Origin of the sequence: Antarcticirhabdus aurantiaca, from assembly GCF_009765365.1 — a bacterium.
In the GTDB taxonomy this organism is placed as follows: Bacteria; Pseudomonadota; Alphaproteobacteria; order Rhizobiales; family Rhizobiaceae; genus Antarcticirhabdus; species Antarcticirhabdus aurantiaca.
Map to the genome: position 1 here is coordinate 15,776 of NZ_VTOM01000031.1, position 20,658 is coordinate 36,433.

The 20,658-nt window shown below is 71.7% G+C and carries 15 protein-coding genes; 9 read left to right on the forward strand and 6 right to left on the reverse strand.

Features of this window, described 5'->3' with window-relative positions:
- Positions 1–4 precede the first annotated feature (4 nt).
- Complete coding sequence (locus FZN60_RS25825; RefSeq protein ID WP_158876770.1) at positions 5–3,154, forward strand: efflux RND transporter permease subunit; 3,150 nt, start codon at positions 5–7, stop codon at positions 3,152–3,154.
- On the opposite strand, the gene cueR is transcribed toward FZN60_RS25825, so the two are convergent.
- Both cueR and FZN60_RS25835 read right to left on the reverse strand, forming a co-directional pair.
- The gene (cueR, locus tag FZN60_RS25830; protein ID WP_158876772.1) at positions 3,155–3,595 is read right to left on the reverse strand and encodes a Cu(I)-responsive transcriptional regulator; all 441 of its coding nucleotides are present in this window, start codon (positions 3,593–3,595) and stop codon (positions 3,155–3,157) included.
- Positions 3,592–5,928 carry a heavy metal translocating P-type ATPase gene (locus tag FZN60_RS25835; protein WP_199266653.1) on the reverse strand — a complete coding sequence of 779 codons (2,337 nt, stop codon included), beginning with the start codon at positions 5,926–5,928 and terminating at the stop codon, positions 3,592–3,594. Before FZN60_RS25835 ends, cueR begins: the two co-directional genes overlap by 4 nt.
- Positions 5,929–6,151: 223 nt before the next feature.
- On the opposite strand from FZN60_RS25835, the gene FZN60_RS25840 reads away from it, so the two are divergent.
- The 8 genes from FZN60_RS25840 (at position 6,152) to FZN60_RS25875 (ending at position 14,652) form a co-directional block, all read left to right on the forward strand.
- Positions 6,152–6,352 carry a heavy-metal-associated domain-containing protein gene (locus tag FZN60_RS25840; protein WP_158876776.1) on the forward strand — a complete coding sequence of 67 codons (201 nt, stop codon included), beginning with the start codon at positions 6,152–6,154 and terminating at the stop codon, positions 6,350–6,352.
- Between the two features lie 213 nt (positions 6,353–6,565).
- Positions 6,566–7,660 (forward strand): transporter substrate-binding protein, encoded by a 1,095-nt coding sequence (locus tag FZN60_RS25845; RefSeq protein WP_158876778.1) that lies wholly within the window; start codon positions 6,566–6,568, stop codon positions 7,658–7,660.
- Entirely contained in the window at positions 7,657–8,262 is a 606-nt protein-coding gene (locus FZN60_RS25850) for an ANTAR domain-containing response regulator (protein WP_158876780.1), read from the forward strand. The genes FZN60_RS25845 and FZN60_RS25850 overlap by 4 nt, the downstream gene beginning before the upstream one ends.
- Entirely contained in the window at positions 8,240–9,148 is a 909-nt protein-coding gene (locus tag FZN60_RS25855; RefSeq protein ID WP_158876782.1) for an ABC transporter permease, read from the forward strand. Before FZN60_RS25850 ends, FZN60_RS25855 begins: the two co-directional genes overlap by 23 nt.
- Positions 9,148–10,068, forward strand: a complete 921-nt coding sequence (locus tag FZN60_RS25860) for an ABC transporter permease (protein WP_158876784.1) — start codon at positions 9,148–9,150, stop codon at positions 10,066–10,068. The genes FZN60_RS25855 and FZN60_RS25860 overlap by 1 nt, the downstream gene beginning before the upstream one ends.
- 20 nt (positions 10,069–10,088) lie before the next feature.
- Positions 10,089–11,708: an ABC transporter substrate-binding protein gene (locus FZN60_RS25865; RefSeq protein WP_158876786.1), complete on the forward strand. Its 1,620-nt coding sequence runs from the start codon at positions 10,089–10,091 to the stop codon at positions 11,706–11,708.
- 1 nt (position 11,709) lies between these two features.
- Positions 11,710–12,654, forward strand: a complete 945-nt coding sequence (locus FZN60_RS25870) for an acetamidase/formamidase family protein (RefSeq protein WP_158876788.1) — start codon at positions 11,710–11,712, stop codon at positions 12,652–12,654.
- 249 nt (positions 12,655–12,903) lie between these two features.
- Positions 12,904–14,652: an ABC transporter ATP-binding protein gene (locus FZN60_RS25875; protein ID WP_158876790.1), complete on the forward strand. Its 1,749-nt coding sequence runs from the start codon at positions 12,904–12,906 to the stop codon at positions 14,650–14,652.
- 6 nt (positions 14,653–14,658) lie between these two features.
- On the opposite strand, the gene FZN60_RS25880 is transcribed toward FZN60_RS25875, so the two are convergent.
- The 4 genes from FZN60_RS25880 to fhuB are packed head-to-tail and all read right to left on the reverse strand — an operon-like array spanning position 14,659 to position 20,656.
- Positions 14,659–16,035, reverse strand: coding sequence for an MFS transporter (locus tag FZN60_RS25880; protein WP_158876792.1), 1,377 nt, complete (start codon positions 16,033–16,035; stop codon positions 14,659–14,661).
- Positions 16,022–16,912 carry an NAD-dependent epimerase/dehydratase family protein gene (locus FZN60_RS25885; protein WP_158876794.1) on the reverse strand — a complete coding sequence of 297 codons (891 nt, stop codon included), beginning with the start codon at positions 16,910–16,912 and terminating at the stop codon, positions 16,022–16,024. The genes FZN60_RS25880 and FZN60_RS25885 overlap by 14 nt, the downstream gene beginning before the upstream one ends.
- A gap of 56 nt (positions 16,913–16,968) precedes the next feature.
- Complete coding sequence (locus FZN60_RS25890) at positions 16,969–18,615, reverse strand: NAD(P)/FAD-dependent oxidoreductase (RefSeq protein ID WP_158876796.1); 1,647 nt, start codon at positions 18,613–18,615, stop codon at positions 16,969–16,971.
- 49 nt (positions 18,616–18,664) lie between these two features.
- Positions 18,665–20,656 (reverse strand): Fe(3+)-hydroxamate ABC transporter permease FhuB, encoded by a 1,992-nt coding sequence (gene fhuB / locus FZN60_RS25895; protein WP_158876798.1) that lies wholly within the window; start codon positions 20,654–20,656, stop codon positions 18,665–18,667.
- Positions 20,657–20,658: the final 2 nt, after the last annotated feature.

Consider the following 20,658-nt stretch of genomic DNA (forward strand, 5'->3'; position numbering starts at 1 on the left):
CGCGATGAGGCTCTTCGACACGGCCGTTTCCCGCCCGATCCTCGCCGCCAGCATCAACCTTCTCCTCATCGCCATCGGCCTCGGCGCCCTCTTCGCCCTGCCGATCCGCGAGTTCCCCGACGTCGATCCCCCCACCGTCACCGTCAACACCACCTATCGCGGCGCGCAGGCCGAGGTGGTCGAGCGCGAGGTGACGCGCATCATCGAGGAGGGCCTGTCGGGCGTCGCCGGCGTCCGGCAGATCCGCTCGACGACGCGCGACGAGGCCTCCGACATCGACCTCGAATTCGAGGCGGGCGCCGACATCGACGCGGCCGCCGCCGACATCCGCGACAAGGTCTCGGGGGTGCGCAACGACCTCCCCGACCTCGTCGAGGAGCCGATCATCGAGAAGGCCTCGGCCGACGACCAGCCGATGATGTACCTGACGGTGCGCTCCGACGAGTACGACACGGCCGCGCTCACCGACATCGTCGACCGCACCGTGGTGGACGCCATCGGCGCCGTGTCCGGCGTCTCGCAGATCCAGATCGGCGGCGAGAAGCGCTACGCCATGCGCATCTGGCTCGACCGCCGCGCCATGGCCGCCCGGGGCGTCACCGCCTCCGACGTTTCGGCGCGGCTGGAGGCGGAGAACGTCGAGCTGCCGGCGGGCGAGATCGAGACGCCGACGCAGGCCATCACCCTTCGCGCCGACACGCGCTTCACCTCGGCGCAGGACTTCGCCGAGCTTTCCCTGATCGACCGGCAGGGCGACCGCGTGCGGCTCGGCGACGTCGCCCGCGTCGAGGTCGGCGTCGAGGACCAGGATTCGGGCTTTCGCGTCGACGGGCAGGACGCGATCTCGCTCGGCATCATCCGCCAGTCCAACGCCAACACGCTGGACATCGCCGCCGGCGTCATCGCCGAGCTGGACTCCGTGCGCGGCCAGATCCCGGCCTCCGTGTCGATCGACGTCGGCTACAACGAGGCCGTCTTCATCCGCGAGAACCTGAAGAACGTCGGGACGACCCTCCTCCAGACGGTGGCCGTCATCGTCGTCGTGATCTTCGTCTTTCTCGGCTCGATCCGCTCGACGGTCGTGCCGGCCGCCACCATCCCCGCCTCGATCATCCCGGCCGCCGCGATCGCCGCGACCATGGGCTTCTCGCTGAACACGCTGACGATCCTCGCCGTGATCCTGGCGATCAGCCTGTGCACCGACGACGCCGTCGTGATCATGGAGAACATCCGCCGGCGCCATCAAAAGGGCGAGCCGCTGCTCCTCGCCTCCGCCCGCGCGACGCGCCAGGTCGGCTTCGCGGTCTTCGCGAGCGCCCTCGTCCTCATCGCCGTGATCCTGCCGCTCGCCTTCCTGGAAGGCAACGTCGGCCTCCTGTTCCGCGAATTCGCGGTCGTTCTCGCCGCCATCGTCGCCTTCTCGACGATCGCCGCGCTGACGCTGGGGCCGATGCTCTCCTCGCTCCTGTTCCGCGACAGGCAAGAACCGGGCCGCATGGAGCACTTCGTCGGCCGGCACCTCGACCGGCTCGGGCGCCGCTATGCCAAGGCGCTGTCCGGCGCGATCCGCCACCCCGTCCTGACGCTGCTCGCCGGCGCCGTCTTCGTCGGCATCGGCGCCTTCGCCTTTGCGTCCACCCCGGCCGAGCTCGCGCCCGACGAGGATCGCGGCGCGGTGCGGGTGCGCGTCGAGGGGCCGGAGGGCGCATCCACCGCCTATATGGCCGACAAGCTGCGGCAGCTCGAAGCGGTCGTCCAGGACACCTCCGGCGAGAACGGGCCGGTACGCTCGGTCCTGTCCATCCTGTCCCCCGGCCGTCCCGGCCAGGGCCAGACCACCGTCGGCATCCTCATCGCCCAGCTCAAGGATTGGTCGGAGCGCGAGGAAACGCAGATGGCCTTCGTGGAGCGCCTCCAGGACGCGCTGCCGCAGGTGACGGGCGTTCGCGCCTTCGCGATCAATCCGAACGGCCTCGGCCAGGGCCGCGGGCGGCCCGTCTCCATGGTGGTGAAGGGGCCGGACCGCGCCGTCCTCGACGCCTGGGCGCAGCGGATCGTCGCGGACGGCGCCGGCATTCCCGGCCTCGTGAACCTCGACTCCGACTACGACGACACCAAGCCGCAAATCTCCATCGCGGTCGACCGCTCCCGGGCCAGTGCCCTCGGCGTCGACGCGCGCGCCGTCGGCGAAACCTTGCAGATCATGTTCGGCGAAGCGGAGGTGACGCGCTACGTCGACCGCGGCGAGGAATACGAGGTGATCCTGCAGGGGCGCCCCGAGGACCGCCTGTCGCCGACCGACATCGACAACGTCTTCGTGCGGGCCGGCACCGGCGCGCTGATCCCCCTGTCGAGCCTCGTGACGCGGCAGGAGACGGGCACGGTGCGCGAGCTGGAGCGGCTCGACCGCCAGCCCTCGATCACCCTCGGCGCCAATCTCGGTCCCACCCTCTCGCTCGGCGACGCGCTGGACCGGCTGACGGAAATCGCGGAAGCCAGCCAGCCGCCCGGCACCGAGATCGCCTTCACCGGCCAGAGCCTCGACTACCAGGAGACGGGCGCAGCCGTCCTCTTCATCCTCGCGATGATCCTCGTCCTCGTCTACCTCCTGCTGGCCGGGCAGTTCGAGAGCTTCGTCCACCCCTTCGTGATCCTGATCTCGGCGCCGACCGCGCTCGCCGGCGGCGTTTTGATCCTCGTCGCGATGGGCCAGACGCTGAACATCTACAGCCAGATCGCCATGCTTCTCCTGATCGGGCTCGTCGCCAAGAACGCGATCCTGCTGGTCGAATTCGCCAACCAGCTGCGCGAGGAGGGCGCCGAGCCCTTCGAGGCCGCCGTCGAGGCGGCGGGCCAGCGCCTGCGCCCGATCCTGATGACGACGCTCGCCACCATCATCGGCGCGGTGCCGCTGATCCTCGAATCCGGTGCGGGCGCGGAAGGGCGCATCACGGTCGGCGCCGTGATCGCCAGCGGCACGACGCTCGGAACCGTCTTGACGCTCTTCGTCGTGCCCACGCTCTACGTCGCGCTCGCCCGCTTCACCGCGCCCCGCAACGCCCGCGAGGCGAAGCTCGCCGAGCTGGAGCGCGCGCATCCCGACAAGGGCGAGCCCTCCGGAAAAGAGGACGGCCTGCCGCAGCCGGCGGAATGATCAGATCGCGCCGAAACGGTGCGGGGCGGGCGGATCGGGCAGGGTATCGGGCTCGGGCGCGGCGAGGCTCTTCAGGATCGGGCAGTCCGGCCGGTCGTCGCCGCCGCAGGCATCCGCCAAGTGCCGCAGAGTGCCGGCCATGTCCTGGAGCGCGCGGATGCGCGCTTCGAGGTCGCCGATATGGGCCTCGACGATCCGCTTCACCTCCCGCCGCGGCCGCTCGCGGTCGCGCCAGAGCGCCAGCAGCTCCGCGATCTCCTCCATGGAGAAGCCGAGGTTCCGCGCGCTGCGGATGAAGGTGAGGGTGTGGATCTCGCTCGGCTCGTAGGTGCGGTAACCCGCGGGCGAGCGCTCCGGCGGCGCGATGAGGCCGGTCTCCTCGTAGTAGCGGATCATCTTGGCCGAGACGCCGGAGGCCTTCGCCGCTTCGCCGATGTTCATGACGCGGCTCCCCGTGCCTCGACCGCGGGGCGGAAGGCCCGCAGCCGCAGGGCGTTGGCGAGAACGAAGACGCTCGACAGCGTCATCGCCCCCGCCGCGACGATCGGCGAGAGCAGCGTGCCGTTCACGGGATAGAGCACGCCCGCCGCGACCGGGATCAGCGCGGCATTGTAGGCGAAGGCCCAGAAGAGGTTCTGCCGGATGTTGGCGATCACGGCGCGCGAGATCACCAGCGCGTTCGGCACGCCGTCGAGCGCGCCCGACATCAGGACCACGTCCGCCGCCTCCACCGCGATGTCGGTGCCCGTGCCGATCGCCAGCCCGACGTCGGCGGCGGCGAGCGCCGGCGCGTCGTTGATACCGTCGCCGACGAAGGCGATGGGCCCATGCGCGGCGCGCAGCCGCTCCACCGCCTCGACCTTGGCCCCCGGCAGCACCTCGGCGACGACTTCGTCGATGCCGAGCTCGCGGGCGACGCTTGCGGCCGTGCGGGCATTGTCGCCCGTCACCATCGCGACCGCGAGGCCGAGGTCCTTCAGCGCGGCCACCGCGGCCCGCGCCGAGGGCTTCACCGGATCGGACACGGCGAGGAGCGCGGCCAGCCGGCCGTCCACCGCAGCGTAGAGCGGCGAGCGCCCGCTTTCCGCCAGTTGCTCGGCCGCAGCCCGGAAGGGCGCGAGGTCGAGGCCGAGCCACGTCATGGCGCGGTCGGCGCCGACCGCGACGGGCCGGCCGCCGACGCGGGCGGACACGCCGAAGCCCGGCTGCGCCTCGAAGCCCTCGACGGAGGCGAGGGCGAGGCCCTCCCGTTCGGCGGCGGCCAGGATCGCCCGCGCGACCGGATGCTCGGAGCGCGCCTCGACGGCCGCGACGAGCGCCAGCACTTGCGTCCGCTCGAAGCCTTCCGCCAGGACGAGATCGGTCAGCTCCGGCCGGCCTTGCGTCAGCGTGCCGGTCTTGTCGAAGGCGACGACGCGCGCGTCGCGCAGGGACTGCAGCGCTTCGCCGCGGCGGAACAGGAGGCCGAGCTCGGCCGCCCGGCCCGTGCCGACCATGATCGAGGTCGGCGTCGCCAGCCCCATGGCGCAGGGGCAGGCGATGATGAGGACGGCGACCGCGTTGACGAGGGCGTAGGACAGGGCGGGCTCCGGGCCGAAGGCGAGCCAGGCGAGGAAGGTGAGGAGCGCGGCGCCCATGACGGCCGGCACGAAGCGCAGCGTCACGCGGTCGACCAGCGCCTGGATCGGCAGCTTGCCGCCCTGCGCCGCCTCCACCATGCGCACGATCTGCGCGAGCACCGTGGCCGAGCCGACCGCCGTCGCGCGCATCGTTAGCGCGCCGGCGCCGTTCACCGTGCCGCCGACGACTTTAGCGCCCGGCACCTTCTCGACGGGCACGGGCTCGCCGGTGATCATCGACTCGTCGACGAAGCTCGACCCCTCCGTCACCTCGCCGTCGACCGGCAGGCTCTCGCCCGGCCGCACGGAAACGATGTCGCCCCGCTGCAGCTCGGCGACGGGCACGGAGACGGCGCGGCCGTCGCGCATGACCAGCGCCGTCTTCGGCTGGAGGCGGATCAGCCGGCGGATCGCCTCCGAGGTGCGGCCGCGTGCGCGCGCTTCGAGGGTGCGGCCGAGAAGAACGAGCGCGACGATCACGGCCGCCGCCTCGTAATAGACCGCGACGGTTCCGGCCGGCAGCAGGCCAGGGGCAAAGGTCGCGACCGTCGAATAGCCGAAGGCGGCTCCCGTTCCGAGCGCGACGAGCGCGTTCATGTCCGGCGCGCCCTTGAGGAGCATGGGCACACCCGAGGAAAAGAACCGCCGGCCGGGCACCGCCAGGACGAGGGCCGTCAGGACGAACTGGAGGATCCAGCTTTCCCGCATGCCGATCGTCTCCATGACGAAGGCGTGGACGGGCGCGAAGAGGTGGGAGCCCATCTCGAGGACCACCACCGGCAGCGCCAGAACGGCCGCGAGGATCGCCGAGCGCTTCAGCCGCCGCGTCTCGGCCGTGCGCCGGGCGGCGGCCTCGTCCTCCGCCGCGCCCGCGTCGCGCGCCTCGTCGAGGAGCCGCGCGTCGTAGCCCGCGTCCTCGATCGCCCGGATCGCGGCCTGCGCGTCCGCCGGGCCGGAAAAGCGGATGTCGGCGCGCTCGGCCGCGAGGTTGACGCTCGCCGCCTCGACCCCGGGCAGGGCGGCCAGCGCCCGCTCGACGCGCCCGACGCAGGACGCGCAGCTCATCCCCTCCACGCCGAGCGCGACGGCGCGGCTAGACGCGGCCGGACGGGAGGCGGAAACGGGTGCGGGACGGGTGAGCGCGGCGGTCGCCATGGCAGGAATCTTTCGGCTGCGAGGGCCGCACGAGCGGCCGTCGCCGGGAGAGATAAGGTCTCCCATCATGGGAAGGTCAAGGGCGGCGGCGATAGCCGACGGCTGGACGCCGCCGATGGCCGTCGAACCTATCGAGCCGGCGTCCGGCTTGACCTTGCCATGATGGGAAGCCCCATATCCCCCGTTCGAGTTCCCGCCCGAACAGCTTGGAAAGGCACCTTTCATGAAGCTCGCTATCGACGCCATGCATTGCGGCGGCTGCGTCCGCTCCGTCACGCGGGCCGTCCAGAAGCTCGATCCCGCGGCCAGCGTCGCCGCCGACCTCGACGCCAAGCGCGTCGAGGTGGACACCGCGCGACGCCCTGAGGAGATCGTCGCCGCTCTCGACGCGGCCGGATTTCCCGCGGTGGTCGTGGCAGCGTGAGCGCGCGACGGCTGCTTATTGATCGAGCGACGTGATGCCGGATTAGGCACGATCAACGACGCATCATTCGGGCTTGACGCGGCCCCGAGCGATAAGCCAAGTTGAGCGAAATACCGGCCCTGTTCGCCGGACGGCAATCGAGCCCCGACGGTTCTGCGACGCGCTTCCCGCCTCGCCGGATCTCGGGGCTTTTTCGTTTGGAACGACCCTTTCGTGAAGCGGCGCATCGACATCGGCATCCTGTACTCGCGCTCCGGCAGCTACCCGCTGCTGGGCGAGGCGAGCCGCGCCGGCGCGCTCGGGGCCATCGAGGCCGTGAACGCCGATCCGGGGCGCTCGATCGCCTTCGAGCCGGTGGAGCGCGATCCGGCCGGGCGCATCGACGCCTATGCCCCGCTCGCCGCCGAGATCCTGCGCGACACGCCCGCCCGCCACGTGGTCGGCTGCATCACCTCCTGGAGCCGCAAGGAGATCATCCCGGCGCTGGAAAAGCAGGGCGGCCTCCTCTGGTATGCCGCCCCTTACGAGGGCTTCGAGGCGAACGACCACGTCGTCTACCTCAACGCCTCGCCCAACCAGCACCTCGTGCCGCTCGTCGCCCACGTCGCCGCGCGCTTCGGGCGCGACGCCTTTCTGGTCGGCTCCAACTACATCTGGGGCTGGGAGATGAACCGCATCGCCCGCGACCTCGTGGCCGATGCCGGCGGCGAGGTGCGCGGCGAGCGCTACCTGCCGCTCGGCGACACCGACGTGTCGCGCCTCATCGAGGAAATCCGCGCGACGGCGCCGGCCTTCGTCCTCAACAACCTGATCGGCCCCTCGTCCTACGCCTTCTACGCGGCCTACGCGGCGCTCGGCCGGGACGATCCGCGGTTCCGCCCCGAGCGCCGCCCGATCGTGTCCTGCAACCTCACCGAAAGCGAGCTGCCTTCCATCGCGCCGTTCGGCGAGGGGCACCTCGCCTGCCTGCCCTTCGTCCACGACGGCGGCCCCGGGCCGCGCTCCTCCTTCGAGGCGGCGGCGCACGCGGCGGTGACGGTGCTCGCCGACGCGATCGAGGCGGCCGGCACCGACGCGCCGGACGCGGTGCGCCGCGTCCTGGCGAGCCGGCCGCACGTGACGGCCCTCGGGACGATCCGCATCGACGCCCGCACCCAGCACGCCGCGCTGCCGGTGAAGATCGCCCGCATCGCCGGCCCCCGCTTCGAGGTGCTGGAGGAAAGCCGCGGCGCCGTCGAGCCCGACCCCTACCTGTCGCACTACGATCCCGCGGCGACCTTCCGTCCGGGCCTGAGGCTCGTTCGATGATCCGCCGGACGCGCATTCCCAATCTCGGCGGCGCCAAAGCCGTCGTGCTGCACCGCCCGCATGCCGGCGTCGAGGCGCTGACGCGCCAGCTCGGCGCGATCGGCCTGGAGGTGGAGGAGGCCTGGCCCGAGCTGCCGGCTTCGGCCGCCGGCGCCGATTTCCTGTTCTTCGACGTCGATCTCGGCTTCGAAGAGCAGTTCCCCTGGGCACCGGGCGAGGCGCCGATGCCGCTCGTCGCGCTCATCGGCTCGGAAGCGCCGGGCCGCATCGAATGGGCGCTGTCGCGCCAGGCCGACGCGCAGCTCCTGAAGCCCGTCGGCAGCGCCGGCGTCTACGCCGCGCTCCTGATCGCCCGCCGGGCCTTCGACGAGCGGCGGCGGCTCGCCGCCGAGATCGCGAGCCTGCGCGAGCGGGTCGCCGAGCGCCAGACGGTGGTGCGCGCGGTGGTCGCGCTGTCATCCCGGACCACAAACGAGGAGCAGGCCTATGCGCAGCTCAGGGCGCTGGCGATGAGCTGGCAGGTGACGCTGGAGGAGGCGGCGCGGCGCGTCGTCGACCTCAAGACCGGGGAGGGCTCGCATGAGCGTCCTCGTCGGGCCTGACGCCCCGGTCCTGCCGCCGAGCGCGCCGGTCACCGGCGAGGGCGTGGTGTCCCGGCTCCTGCGCCGCAAGCTCGCCGTCCTCGGCCTCCTCGTGATCGCGGCCGTCGTCCTGTCCGCCGCCTTCGCGCCCTGGATCGCGCCCTACGACCCCAACGAGCAGTTCTTCGACGGCCTGAGCCTGGAGGGCGCGCCGCTCGGGCCGTCCGCGCAGTTCTGGCTCGGCACCGACCTCCTCGGCCGCGACTTGCTCTCCCGCCTCCTCTATGGCGCGCGCAACTCGCTGATCATCGGCGTCGTCGCCAACGGCGCGGCGCTGATCATCGGCACGCTGGTCGGCGTCGTCGCGGGCTACTTCCGCGGCATCGTCGGCACGGTGCTGATGCGCTTCACCGACCTGATGATGGCCTTTCCCGCGCTGCTGCTCGCCATCTGCCTCGCCGCGGTGCTGCGGCCGAGCCTCTGGATCGTCGCCCTCGTCATCGCCCTGGTGAACTGGGTGCAGGTCGCGCGCGTCGTTTATTCCGAGACGCGCTCGCTGTCCGAGCGCGAGTTCATCCAGGCCGAGGTGACGCTGGGCGCGAGCCGCGCCCGCATCCTCTTCGCCCACGTCCTGCCGCACCTGACCTCGACCGTGATCGTCTACGGCACGCTCGGCATCTCGACGACGGTGCTGCTGGAGGCGACGCTTTCCTTCCTCGGCGTCGGCGTGCAGCCGCCCGACGCCTCCTGGGGCAACATCATCTTCGAGAACCAGACCTACTTCCAGGCCGCCCCCTGGCTGGTGTTCTTCCCCGGCGCGGCGATCCTGCTCCTGGCCCTCGCCTTCAACCTCGTCGGCGACGCGCTCCGCGACGTCCTCGATCCGACCGAGGAGGGGCGCGGCTGATGGCGACCTATCTCCTGCGCCGCTTGTTCCAAGCCGCGCTCATCCTTCTCGGCGTCAGCCTCGTCACCTTCGCGCTTCTCTACCTCCTGCCGGCCGATCCCGCCCGGCAGATCGCCGGTCGCACGGCGTCCGCTGCCCAGGTGGCCAACATCCGCACCCAGCTCGGCCTCGATCAGCCCTTCTTCGTCCAGTACGCCCGCTATCTCGGCAACCTCCTCCAGGGCGACCTCGGCCGCTCCTATCTCCAGCGCTCGCAGGTGTCCGACCTCATCCTGGCGCGGCTGCCCGCGAGCCTTCTCCTGATGGTGGCGGCGATCGCCTGCGAGCTGGCGCTCGGCCTCACCATGGGGTTGCTCGCCGCCGTGCGGCGCGGGCGGGCCAGCGACCACGCCCTGATGGTGACCTCCTTCGTCACGGTGTCGGCGCCGCAGTTCGTGGTCGGCCTCCTCCTTCTCTACGTCTTCGCGGTGCGGCTCGGCTGGTTCCCGATCGGCGGCTACGGCACGTTCTCGCACCTCGTCCTGCCGGCCCTGACCCTCGGCATCCTCGGGGCCGGCTGGTACGCGCGGATGATGCGCTCCTCGATGGTCGACGTCCTGCGCCAGGACTACATCCGAACCGCGCGCGCCAAGGGCCTGAAGCGCTGGACCATCCTCCTGCGCCACGCCTTCCCCAACGCGATCCTGCCGATCATCGCGATGATCGGCATCGATATCGGCCTCTTCATGAGCGGCATCGTCGTGGTGGAGAGCGTCTTCGGCTGGCCCGGCATCGGCCAGCTCGCCTGGCAGGCGATCCAGCGCGTGGACCTGCCGATCATCATGGGCGTCACCCTCGTCTCGGCCGTCGCCATCGTTCTCGGCAATCTCCTCGCCGACCTCCTCGCCCCCTTCGTCGATCCCCGCATCAAGCTCCAGTAAACCGGAAGGACGCTTCGTTCATGACCTCTCTCCTCAAGCGCACCGCGGCGGCGCTGGCCCTCTCGGCAGCGCTTCTCTCCGCCCCCTCCATGTCGATGGCCCAGGACGGCGGCGGCTCGATCGTCGTGACCTACAAGGACGACATCGCGACCCTCGACCCCGCCATCGGCTACGACTGGCAGAACTTCTCGATGATCAAGGCGATCTTCGACGGGCTGATGGACTACGAGCCGGGCACGGCGACGCTTCGGCCGGGCCTTGCCGAGTCCTACGAGATCTCGCCCGACGGCAAGGTCTTCACCTTCCGCTTGCGCGACGGCGTCAAGTTCCACAACGGCCGCGCGATGACCGCCGACGACGTGAAGTACTCCTTCGAGCGCACCGTGAACCCCGCGACCCAGTCGCCGGGCGCCGGCTTCCTCGGCTCGATCGAGGGCTTCGACGCCATGCAGGCGGGGACCGCCAGCGAGCTCTCGGGCGTCAAGATCCTCGACCCGAAGACCGTCGAGGTGACGCTGTCGCGCCCTGACGCGACGTTCCTGTCGGTCATGGCGCTGAACTTCTCCTTCATCGTGCCCAAGGAGGAGGTCGAGAAGTCCGGCGCGGACTTCGGCCGCAACCCGGTCGGCACCGGCGCCTTCAAGCTCAGCGAGTGGACGCTCGGCCAGCGCCTCGTTCTCACGAAGAACGCGGACTACTACCGCGAGGGCGCGCCCAAGCTCGACGAGATCACCTTCGAGATCGGCCAGGAGCCGGTGGTTTCGCTCCTGCGCGTCCAGAACGGCGAGGTGGACGTGCCCGGCGACGGCATTCCGCCGGCGAAGTTCCGCGAGGTGATGGACGACCCGGCGCAGAAGGCGCGCGTCGTCGAGGGCGTGCAGCTCCACACCGGCTACATCACCATGAACACCAAGGCCGCGCCCTTCGACGACCTGAAGGTGCGCCAGGCGGTGAACATGGCGATCAACAAGGACCGCATCGTCCAGATCATCAACGGCCGCGCGACCCCCGCCAACCAGCCGCTGCCCCCGACCATGCCCGGCTACGTCGAGGCCTATGAGGGCTACAAGTACGACGTCGAGGGCGCCAAGAAGCTCCTCGCCGAGGCCGGTCATCCCGACGGCTTCGAGACCGAGCTCTTCGTCGCCAACGTCGACCCGCAGCCGCGCATCGCGCAGGCGATCCAGCAGGATCTGGCGGCCATCGGCATCAAGGCCTCGATCCAGAGCCTGGCGGCCGCCAACGTCATCGCCGCCGGCGGCTCGGCGGAAGGCGCGCCGATGATCTGGTCGGGCGGCATGGCCTGGATCGCCGACTTCCCCGACCCGTCCAACTTCTACGGCCCCATCCTCGGCTGCGCGGGTGCGGCGGAAGGCGGCTGGAACTGGGCGAAGTACTGCAACGAGGCGCTCGACGCCAAGGCCGCGGAAGCCGACGCCATCGTCGACCCGGCCAAGGCCGCCGAGCGCGCCGCGGCGTGGGGGCAGGTCTACGAGGGCGTCATGGCCGACGCCCCCTGGGCGCCGGTCTTCAACGAGAAGCGCTACACCATGCGCTCGGAGCGGATGGGCGGCGAGGACGCACTCTATATCGACCCGGTCAACACCCCGATGAACTACAAGTACGTCGAGACGAAGTGAGATGTGCAAGGCCTGCGACTACACCATTCACGGCCGGCAGCATCATTTCGGCTGGGACAATTCGCTCGAACCGGCGCTGCGCGTGGCGCCGGGATCGACGATCGAGTTCGAGTGCCGGGATAGTTCCGCCGGCCAGCTGACGCCGGAGTCCACGGTCGAGAGCGTCGCCACCCTCGACTTTTCCAAGATCAACCCGGTCTCGGGCCCGATCTTCGTCGAGGGCGCCGAGCCCGGCGACGCTCTGAAGGTGACGATCGAGGGGTTCAAACCGTCCGGCTTCGGCTGGACGGCGAACATCCCCGGCTTCGGCCTTCTCGCCGACCAGTTCACCGAGCCCGCGCTGACGCTCTGGTCCTATGATCCGACCTCGCTCGAGCCGGCGGCCTTCGGCGCGCACGGCCGCGTGCCGCTGAAGCCCTTCGCGGGGACGATCGGCAACGCGCTGGCGGAACCGGGCCACCATTCGGTGGTTCCGCCGCGCCGGGTCGGCGGCAACCTCGACATCCGCGATCTCGCGGCGGGAACGGAGCTCTACCTCCCCGTCGAGGTCGCCGGCGCGCTGTTCTCCGTCGGCGACACCCACGCCGCTCAAGGCGACGGCGAGGTCTGCGGCACGGCGATCGAGAGCCCGATGAACGCCGTCCTCACGCTCGACCTCGTGAAGGGCGCCAAGCTCGCGATGCCCCGCTTCACGACGCCGGGACCGGTGACGCGCCACCTCGACGCCAAGGGCTACGAGGTGACGACGGGCGTCGGGCCCGACCTCATGACGGGTGCCCGCCAGGCCGTCGCCGACATGGTGGAGCTGCTCGCCGGCCGCTACAACATGAACCCCGTCGACGCCTACATGCTGGTCTCGACCTGCGGGGATCTCCGGATCTCGGAGATCGTCGACATGCCGAATTGGGTCGTGTCGTTCTACTTCCCGCGGGTGGTGTTCGAGTAGGCGGACCAGCCCCGCTCCCGCAGCCGCAACCGCAGCCGCAGCCTTTGGCGGGCTCGCACCTCCCCCTCTCCCGCGACGGGAGAGGGTGCCCCGAAGGGGCGGGTGAGGGTTTTTCCAGGGCGCGCTGCGAGCGCGCTTGGACCACCGGACGCGCGGCGACCGGAGACCCTCATCCGCCTGCCGGCACCGTCTCCCGAAACGGGCGAAGGGGGCAGCTTCGGCGCCGTGCCTTGCCTTTCACGAGTTGTCATGACTGCCGAACCCGTCCTTTCCGTCGCCAACCTCACGATCGCCGTCGGCTCGGGCACCGCCCGGCGCCGCCTCGTCGACGATCTGTCCTTCACCCTCCACCGCGGCGAGACGCTCTGCATCGCGGGCGAGTCCGGGTCGGGCAAGTCGCTGACCTCGCTCGCGATCATGGGGCTTCTGCCAAAACCCGGGCCGGTGGTCGCGGGCGGGTCGATCCGGCTCGGCAGCGAGGACCTGACCGCGCTGCCCGAGCGCGCCATGCGGCGCGTGCGGGGCGACCGGATCGCGATGATCTTCCAGGAGCCGATGACCTCGCTGAACCCGGTTCTGACCATCGGGCGCCAGCTGGTGGAGGCCATCGAGGCGCATCGCGACGCATCGCGCGCGGACGCGCGGCGGCTGGCGCTCGAAGCGCTTGAGGCGGTGCGCATCCCCGAGGCGGCGCGGCGCATGCGGCAGTACCCGCACGAACTGTCGGGGGGCATGCGCCAACGCGTGATGATCGCGATGGCGCTGGCCCTCGAGCCCGACGTCCTCATCGCCGACGAGCCGACCACGGCGCTCGACGTGACGATCCAGGCGCAGGTCCTCGGCATCCTCAAGGAGATCCAGGCGAGCCGCGGCACCGCCGTGATCCTCATCACCCACGACATGGGCGTCGTCGCCGAGATGGCCGACCGGGTCGTGGTGATGCGGGAGGGCCAGGCGGTGGAGAGCGGGGCGGTGGCGCCGCTCTTCGCGGCCCCGCGCGAGGACTACACCAAGGCGCTTCTCGCCGCCGTTCCGCGCATGGGGACGGGGAGCGAGGGCGCACCCGTCGCCACCGTCGCCGTGGCCGCGCCGGTGGCCGAGATCCGCGACCTTTCCGTCCGCTTTCCGCTGAAGGGCGGGCTTCTCGGGCGCACGACGGCCGAGGTCCACGCCGTCGCCGGCATCTCCTTCGACATCCCCGCCGGCCAGACGCTGAGCCTCGTCGGCGAGAGCGGCTGCGGCAAGTCGACGACGGCGAAGGCCATCGCCGGGCTCGTGCCCTATGCCGGCTCGCTGTCCGTCGCCGGCCGGCCGGCCGCGAACCTGTCGGCACCTGAGCGCAAGGCCCTGCGGCGGGACGTGCAGATGGTGTTCCAGGACCCCTTCGCCTCGCTCGACCCGCGCATGCGGGTCGGCGACCTCGTCGCCGAGCCCCTCGTCATCCACGGCATCGGCTCGGCCGCCGAGCGGCGCGAGCGGGTGGCCGGCCTCTTCGAGCGCGTCGGGCTCCAGCCGGACGCCATGCGGCGCTACCCGCACCAGTTCTCCGGCGGCCAGCGCCAGCGCGTCTGCATCGCCCGCGCCCTGGCGCTTCGGCCGAAGCTCATCATCGCCGACGAGAGCGTGTCGGCGCTCGACGTGTCCGTCCAGAAGCGCGTGTTGGAACTCCTGAAGGAGCTGCAGGCCGAGTTCGGCATCGCCTACCTCTTCATCAGCCACGACATGGCGGTGGTGGAGAACATCTCGGACCGCGTGGCCGTCATGTATCTCGGCCAGATCGTGGAGACCGGCACGCGCGCCCAGGTCTTCGGCTCGCCGCGCCACGCCTATACGCGCCGGCTGATCGAGGCGGTGCCGGTGCCCGATCCCGCCCGCCGCCGCACCGCCTTCCCGCGCCTCGTCGGCGACATTCCGAGCGCGGTGAGGAAGCCGAACGACCCGCCGGCGCGCCTCGCACTCCGCGACGTCGGCGGCGGCCACCTCGTCGCCGCCGAATAAGGGTTTTCAGCGCCGCAGGGCGCTCGGCACGACCCCGAGGCCGGCGAGGATCGCCGCGAGCACCAGCGCGAAGGTCGCGGGGCTGTCGGCGACGAGGCCGAAGACCACCGCGAGGAGCGCCGTGCCGCCGGACTGGCCGAGGAGCCGCGCCGTCGACTGGACGCCCGCCGCGCCGCCGCTTCGCTCGCGCGGGGCGCTGCCGATCAGGAGCTTGTTGTTCGGCGTCTGGAACAGGCCGAAGCCGGTGCCGGCGAGAACGAGGCGCCACACGATGTCGGCATCGGACGGGTTGGCCGGAAGCAGCGCGAGCGCCAGGAGGCCGGCCGAGAAGAGCGCGAGGCCCGTCGCCGCCAGCTTCCCCGCGGCCAGGCGGTCGGCGAGGCGGCCCGACACCACGGCGGCGATGGCGGTCGCGACCGGCCAGGGCGTGATCAGGAACCCGGTCTCGGTCGCCGAGCGGCCGAGCGTGTCGTGGAACAGGAAGGGCAGACAGACGAAGGCGATCGCCTGGGCGCCGAAGGACAGGATCGAGGTGACGGCCGAGAGCGCGATCACCGGCAGCTTCAGGAGGTCGACCGGCAGGAGGGGCGCGGGCAGCGTCAGCTGCGAGCGCACGAAGACGAGTCCGACCACGACGCCCGCGGCGATCTGCGCGAGAGCGAGCCCCGACCCTTCCGCGTGGCCGAGGCCGTTGATGCCGGAGATCAGGAGGCCGAAGGTCGCCGCGCTGAGGAGCGCGCCGAGAACGTCGAAGCGCCCGCCCGCGCCGCGGGTTCGCGGCAGCATGCGCCAGCCGACGGCGAGCGCGAGAGCCCCGAGCGGCAGGTTGAGAAGAAACAGCGCCTGCCAGGGCGCGACCGCCAGGATCAGCCCGGCGATGGTCGGTCCGGCGGCGGAGGACACGCCGACGATCATCGCGACGTAGCCGAGCGAGCGGCCGAGCAGCGCCTGGGGCACGATGAAGCGCACGAGGGCGATGTTGACGCTCATGATGCCGGCCGCGCCGAAGCCCTGCAGGGCGCGGGACGCGATCAGGAGGGGGAGCGAATCCGAGAGCGCGCAGGCGAGCGAGGCCAGCGTGAAGACGAGGAGGCCGCCGAGATAGACCCGGCGGTAGCCCACCACCTCGCCGAGCTTGGCGAGGGGCAGGAGCAGGACCGTGACGGCCAGCTGGTAGGCGTTGACGATCCAGATCGCGTCGACGGGCCGGATGTCGAAGGCCTGGGTGATGGGAGGAAGCGCGACGTTGGCGATGGCGCCGTCGAGGACGGCGATGAAGGTCGCGACCGCGATGGCCGCGAAGGCCCACAAGCGCGGTCCCGCCGCGAGCCCGTCTTCCGCTGCCTCGTCGAGCCGGGCGACCGCCGCGTCACTCGCCGACATATTGGCGCCAGTTGTGCTCCTCGCGGAAACCCAGCACCTCGCGGATCTTGCGGTTCGAGAGCGGCGCCTCGTACGCGCCCATCGGCCTCGTCACCGGGATCTGCGGGCAGTGCTCGGCCAGGAACTCGGCGGTCGGCTGGCGCGCGGTGATGGTGTCGTTGGTGGCGTTGAAGACCTGGAAGCCGAGGCCGTCCTTTTCGAGGCACAGATGGACGATCTGCCCGAGGTCGCGCGCGTCGATGTAGCTCCAGGCGTTCCGCTTGCGCGACATCGGGTCGGCGAGGAAGCCGGGGAAGTTTCCGTATTCGTGCGGCTCGATGACGTTGCCGATGCGCAGCGCGTAGATGTCGGCGCCGGTGCGCATGGCGAAGGCGCGGGCGGTCTTCTCGTTGACGAGCTTCGACAGGCCGTAGCTGTCCATCGGGTCGATGTCGTAGTCCTCTTCCAGCGGGAAGGCGTGGAAGTCCTTGTCGCCTTCCGCGAAGCAGACGCCGTAGGTGGTCTCGGAGGAGGCGATCACGATCTTGCGGATGCCGAGCTTCACCGCCGCCTCGATGACGTTGTAGGTGCCGACCGTGTTGATGCGGAAGGTCTCGTTGTCCGGGCGGATCAGGACGCGGGGGACGGCCGCGAAGTGGACCACCGCGTCGACGGGCGCCGGCACGCGGCCCGTCTCGAAGCCCTCGAAGCCGAAATGGGTGGTGAGGGCGTTGAACATCTGCCCGCTGTCGGTGATGTCGGCGATCAGCGTGTTGACATCAGGATGGTCCAGCGGCGTCAGGTCGACGTTCAGCACCTCGTAGCCGCGGTCGAGGAGGGTGGGCACGACGTGGCGGCCGGCCTTGCCGGCGCCGCCGGTGAACACGATGCGCTTCATGGACAATCCTTGTGCTTCTGGTGTCGTCGTGCGCGAACGCGGGCGCGCCGCGCGGATCACTCCGCCGCGCTCATCTGCCGCGGGCGGTCGGCCTGCATCTTGAGGGCGACGGCCTCGGCGACCTTGATGCCGTCGATCGCCGCCGAAAGGATGCCCCCGGCATAGCCCGCGCCCTCGCCGGCCGGGAAGAGGCCGGAAACGTTGACGCTCTGGAAATCGGAACCGCGCCGGATGCGGATCGGCGAGGAGGTCCGCGTCTCGACGCCGGTCATGACCGCGTCCGGGTGGTCGTAGTTCTCGATCTGCCGCCCGAAGACCGGCAGCGCCTCGCGGAAGGCCTCCAGCACGAAGGCGGGCAGGCAGGTCGAGAGGTCGGTCGGCGTCACGCCCGGCTTGTAGGAGGGAACCACCGAGCCGAGCGCTGTCGAGGGCCGCCGGGCGAGGAGGTCGCCGACGGTCTGGGCCGGCGCCGAATAGTCCGAGCCGCCGGCCTTGAATGCCAGGGATTCCAGCTCGCGCTGGAGCGCGATGCTGGCGAGCGGGTGGCCGGGATAGTCGCGATCCGGGTCGATCCCGACGACGAGGCCGGAATTGGCGTTGAACTCGGCGCGCGAATACTGGCTCATGCCGTTGGTGACGACGCGCCCCTCCTCGGAGGTCGCGGCGACGACGCGCCCGCCGGGGCACATGCAGAAGCTGTAGACGGTGCGGCCGTCGCGGCAGTGGTGCGAGAGCGTGTAGGCCGCCGCCCCCAGGTCCGGATGCTTGGCGCAGGCGCCGAAGCGCGCCCGGTCGATCCAGGACTGCGGGTGCTCGATGCGCACGCCGATCGAGAAGGGCTTGGCCTCGACGTGGACCCCGCGCTCGTGAAGCATGGCGAAGGTGTCGCGCGCGCTGTGGCCGACGGCGAGAACCACCGTGTCGGCGGCCAGCGTCTCGCCGGTGCTCAGGCGCAGCGCGGCGAGGCGGCGCGAGCCGTCCGGCGCACGCTCCAGCTCGACGTCGTCGACGCGGGTCTGCCAGCGATATTCGCCGCCGAGCTCCTCGATGGTGCGGCGCATGCTCTCGACCATGGTGACGAGGCGGAAGGTGCCGATGTGGGGATGCGCCTCCGTCAGGATCTCGGGCGGCGCGCCGGCCGCGACGAACTCCTCCAGAACCTTCCGGCCGAGATGGCGCGGGTCCTTGACCTGGCTCCAGAGCTTGCCGTCGGAAAAGGTGCCGGCCCCGCCCTCGCCGAACTGGACGTTGGATTCGGGCGTCAGCTCGCGGCGGCGCCACAGGCCCCAGGTGTCCTTTGTGCGCTCGCGCACGGCCTTGCCGCGGTCAAGGATGATCGGCCGGAAGCCCATCCGGGCGAGGATCAGCCCGGCGAAGAGCCCGCAGGGACCGGCGCCGACGACGACCGGCCGGCGGTCCTCGCTTGGCTCGGCGCGCGTCACGAAGCGGTAGTCGGTGTCGGGGCGGCGCTTGAGATTGGGGTCGCCGGGGAAGCGCGCGAGCACCGCGTCCTCGTCGCGCAAGGTCAGGTCGAGCGTGTAGACCATCATGATCGCGGATTTCCGCCGCGCGTCGTTGGCGCGGCGGGCGATCACGAAGCCGAGGAGGTCGGCCGGCTCGAGCCCGAGCCGGGCATGGATGGCGGGCGCCAGGGCCTCGGGCGCGTGGCCGAGCGGCAGCCTCAGTTCGGACAAACGGAGCATGGCGCCGTATCTAGCGGGTCGCCGGCCATGGCGCCAGGGTCGGGCCGCCTCAGGCGCGGCCCGTGCGCATCAGCCAGACAAAGGCCGGCAGGCCGAGAACGGCGGCGAGCAACCCCGCCGGCACCTGCCAGGGGAAGATCACGGTGCGCCCGAGCCAGTCGGCCGCGACCAGCATGGCGGCGGCGAGGAGGGCGGCGGCCTGCGCCTCCTGGGCGGGCGAGCGAAGCCCAAGCATGCGCGCGGTGTGCGGGGCGATGAGGCCGACGAAGCTCAAGGGCCCGACGACGAGGACGGCAAGCGCCGTCGACACCGCCGCGAGCGCGACGAGCGCGCCGCGGGAGGCTGCCACGGGCAGTCCGAGCGCGGTGGCGACGGGCGCACCCAGCGGCAGGATCGCCAGCCAGCGCGCGGCGAGCGGCAGGAGGGCGAGGACGGCGAGACCGGCAAGCGCGGCGGCTGCGGCCTGGCCGCCGGAGACGAGATAGGTCGAGCCGGTGAGCCAGGTCTGGAGCCATTGCGCCCGCGGGTCACCGCTCGCGAGGAATGCGGCGGCGAGGCTCGAGGCGAAGGTCGAGACGAAGAAGCCGGCGAGGAGCAGCCGGTCGGGCGAGGCGCCGCGTCGAAGGCCGAGCCCGAGCACGAGGCCGGTCGCGAGCGCCGCGCCGGCGCCCGCGCAGACGGCCGCGGACAGGGGTCCGAGTGCGACGGACGAGGCGAGCATCAGCGCGAGGACGCCGAGCGTCGCGCCGCCGGAAACGCCGAGAAGCTCCGGGCTCGCCATGGGATTGCCGGTGACGCGCTGGAGGAGCGCGCCGGCCGCGCCGAGCAGCAGCCCGGCGCCGGCCGCCGCGACGGTGCGCGGCGCGCGCAGCGGCAGGATGTCCGCCCATTGCGCGGGGGCGAGCCAGCTCCAGCCGGACAGGCTCCGGCCGAAGCCGAGGGCGAGGAGGACGAGAGCCAGGATACCAAGCGCGATGCCGAGAAGAAGCCGCGGGGAAGCGCGGCGGATGGCGGGCGGTGCGTTGTCCGCCTGCGGCAGCGTCGAGCGGACCCGCGGCAGGAGGGCGAGGATCAGCGGCGCGCCGAGGACGGCGGTCGCCGCGCCCGCGGGAAGTTCGAGGCCGGTGGAAAGGGCGGCGACCATGCGGTCGGTCAGCCAGAGCATCAGCGCGCCGAGAAGGGGCGCAGCGACGAGCCGGGCCTTGAAGGTGCGCGCGCCGGCCAGGCGCGCCAAGGCCGGGGCGGCGACGCCGAGGAAGGCGATGACGCCGACGCCGGCCGTCACCGCGGCGGCGAGGACGACGCCGATCGCGACCGTGCCGAGCCGCACCCGCGCCGGCGACAGGCCGAGCGCGGCGCCGGCCCGGTCGTCGATGCCGATGATGGCGAGGGCGCGCACCAGCGGCAGGGTGGCGAGGATCGCCAAGGCGAGCTGCCAGGCCAGCGACTTCGCCACCCCGTCGCCGTTCTGAAGGAGGGAGCCGCTCTGCCAGACGAAGACTTCCGAGACGTAGTCGCTCTTCAGCGCCATCAGCGTCGCGGCGGCGGAGCCCGCGGTGAGCGTCACGACGAGGCCGGACAGGATGAGGCGCACCGGCGAGAAGCCGCGCCCCGAGGCGAGCGCGAAGGAGAGCGCGGTGGCGGCCGCCCCGCCCGCCAGCGCCACCCATTCGCGCCCCGCGGACAGGAGCACCGGCGCGAAGAGCGTCGCGGCGGTCAGCGCCAGGCTCGCGCCGGCGGCGGTGCCGAGCGTCGCGGCCTCGGCGAGCGGGTTCCGCAGGGCTTGCGTCAGAAGCGTGCCGGCAAAGGCGAGCGCCGCGCCCGCGAGCAGCGAGACGAGGATGCGGGGACCGAGGGCGTGGCGCGCCAGAAGCTCGGCCGGGTCGGCGAGGTCGGGCGAGGCGAGCGCCGCCGGCCAGCGGTCGAGCGGCAGGACGCCGGCCGCGTCGCGCAGCGTCAGGAGAAGCGCGGGGAGGGCGAGAGCCAGGCAGAGCGCTGCGAGCGGCAGGACCGCGCGCGCCCTTGGGCGGGCGAGCGTCATCG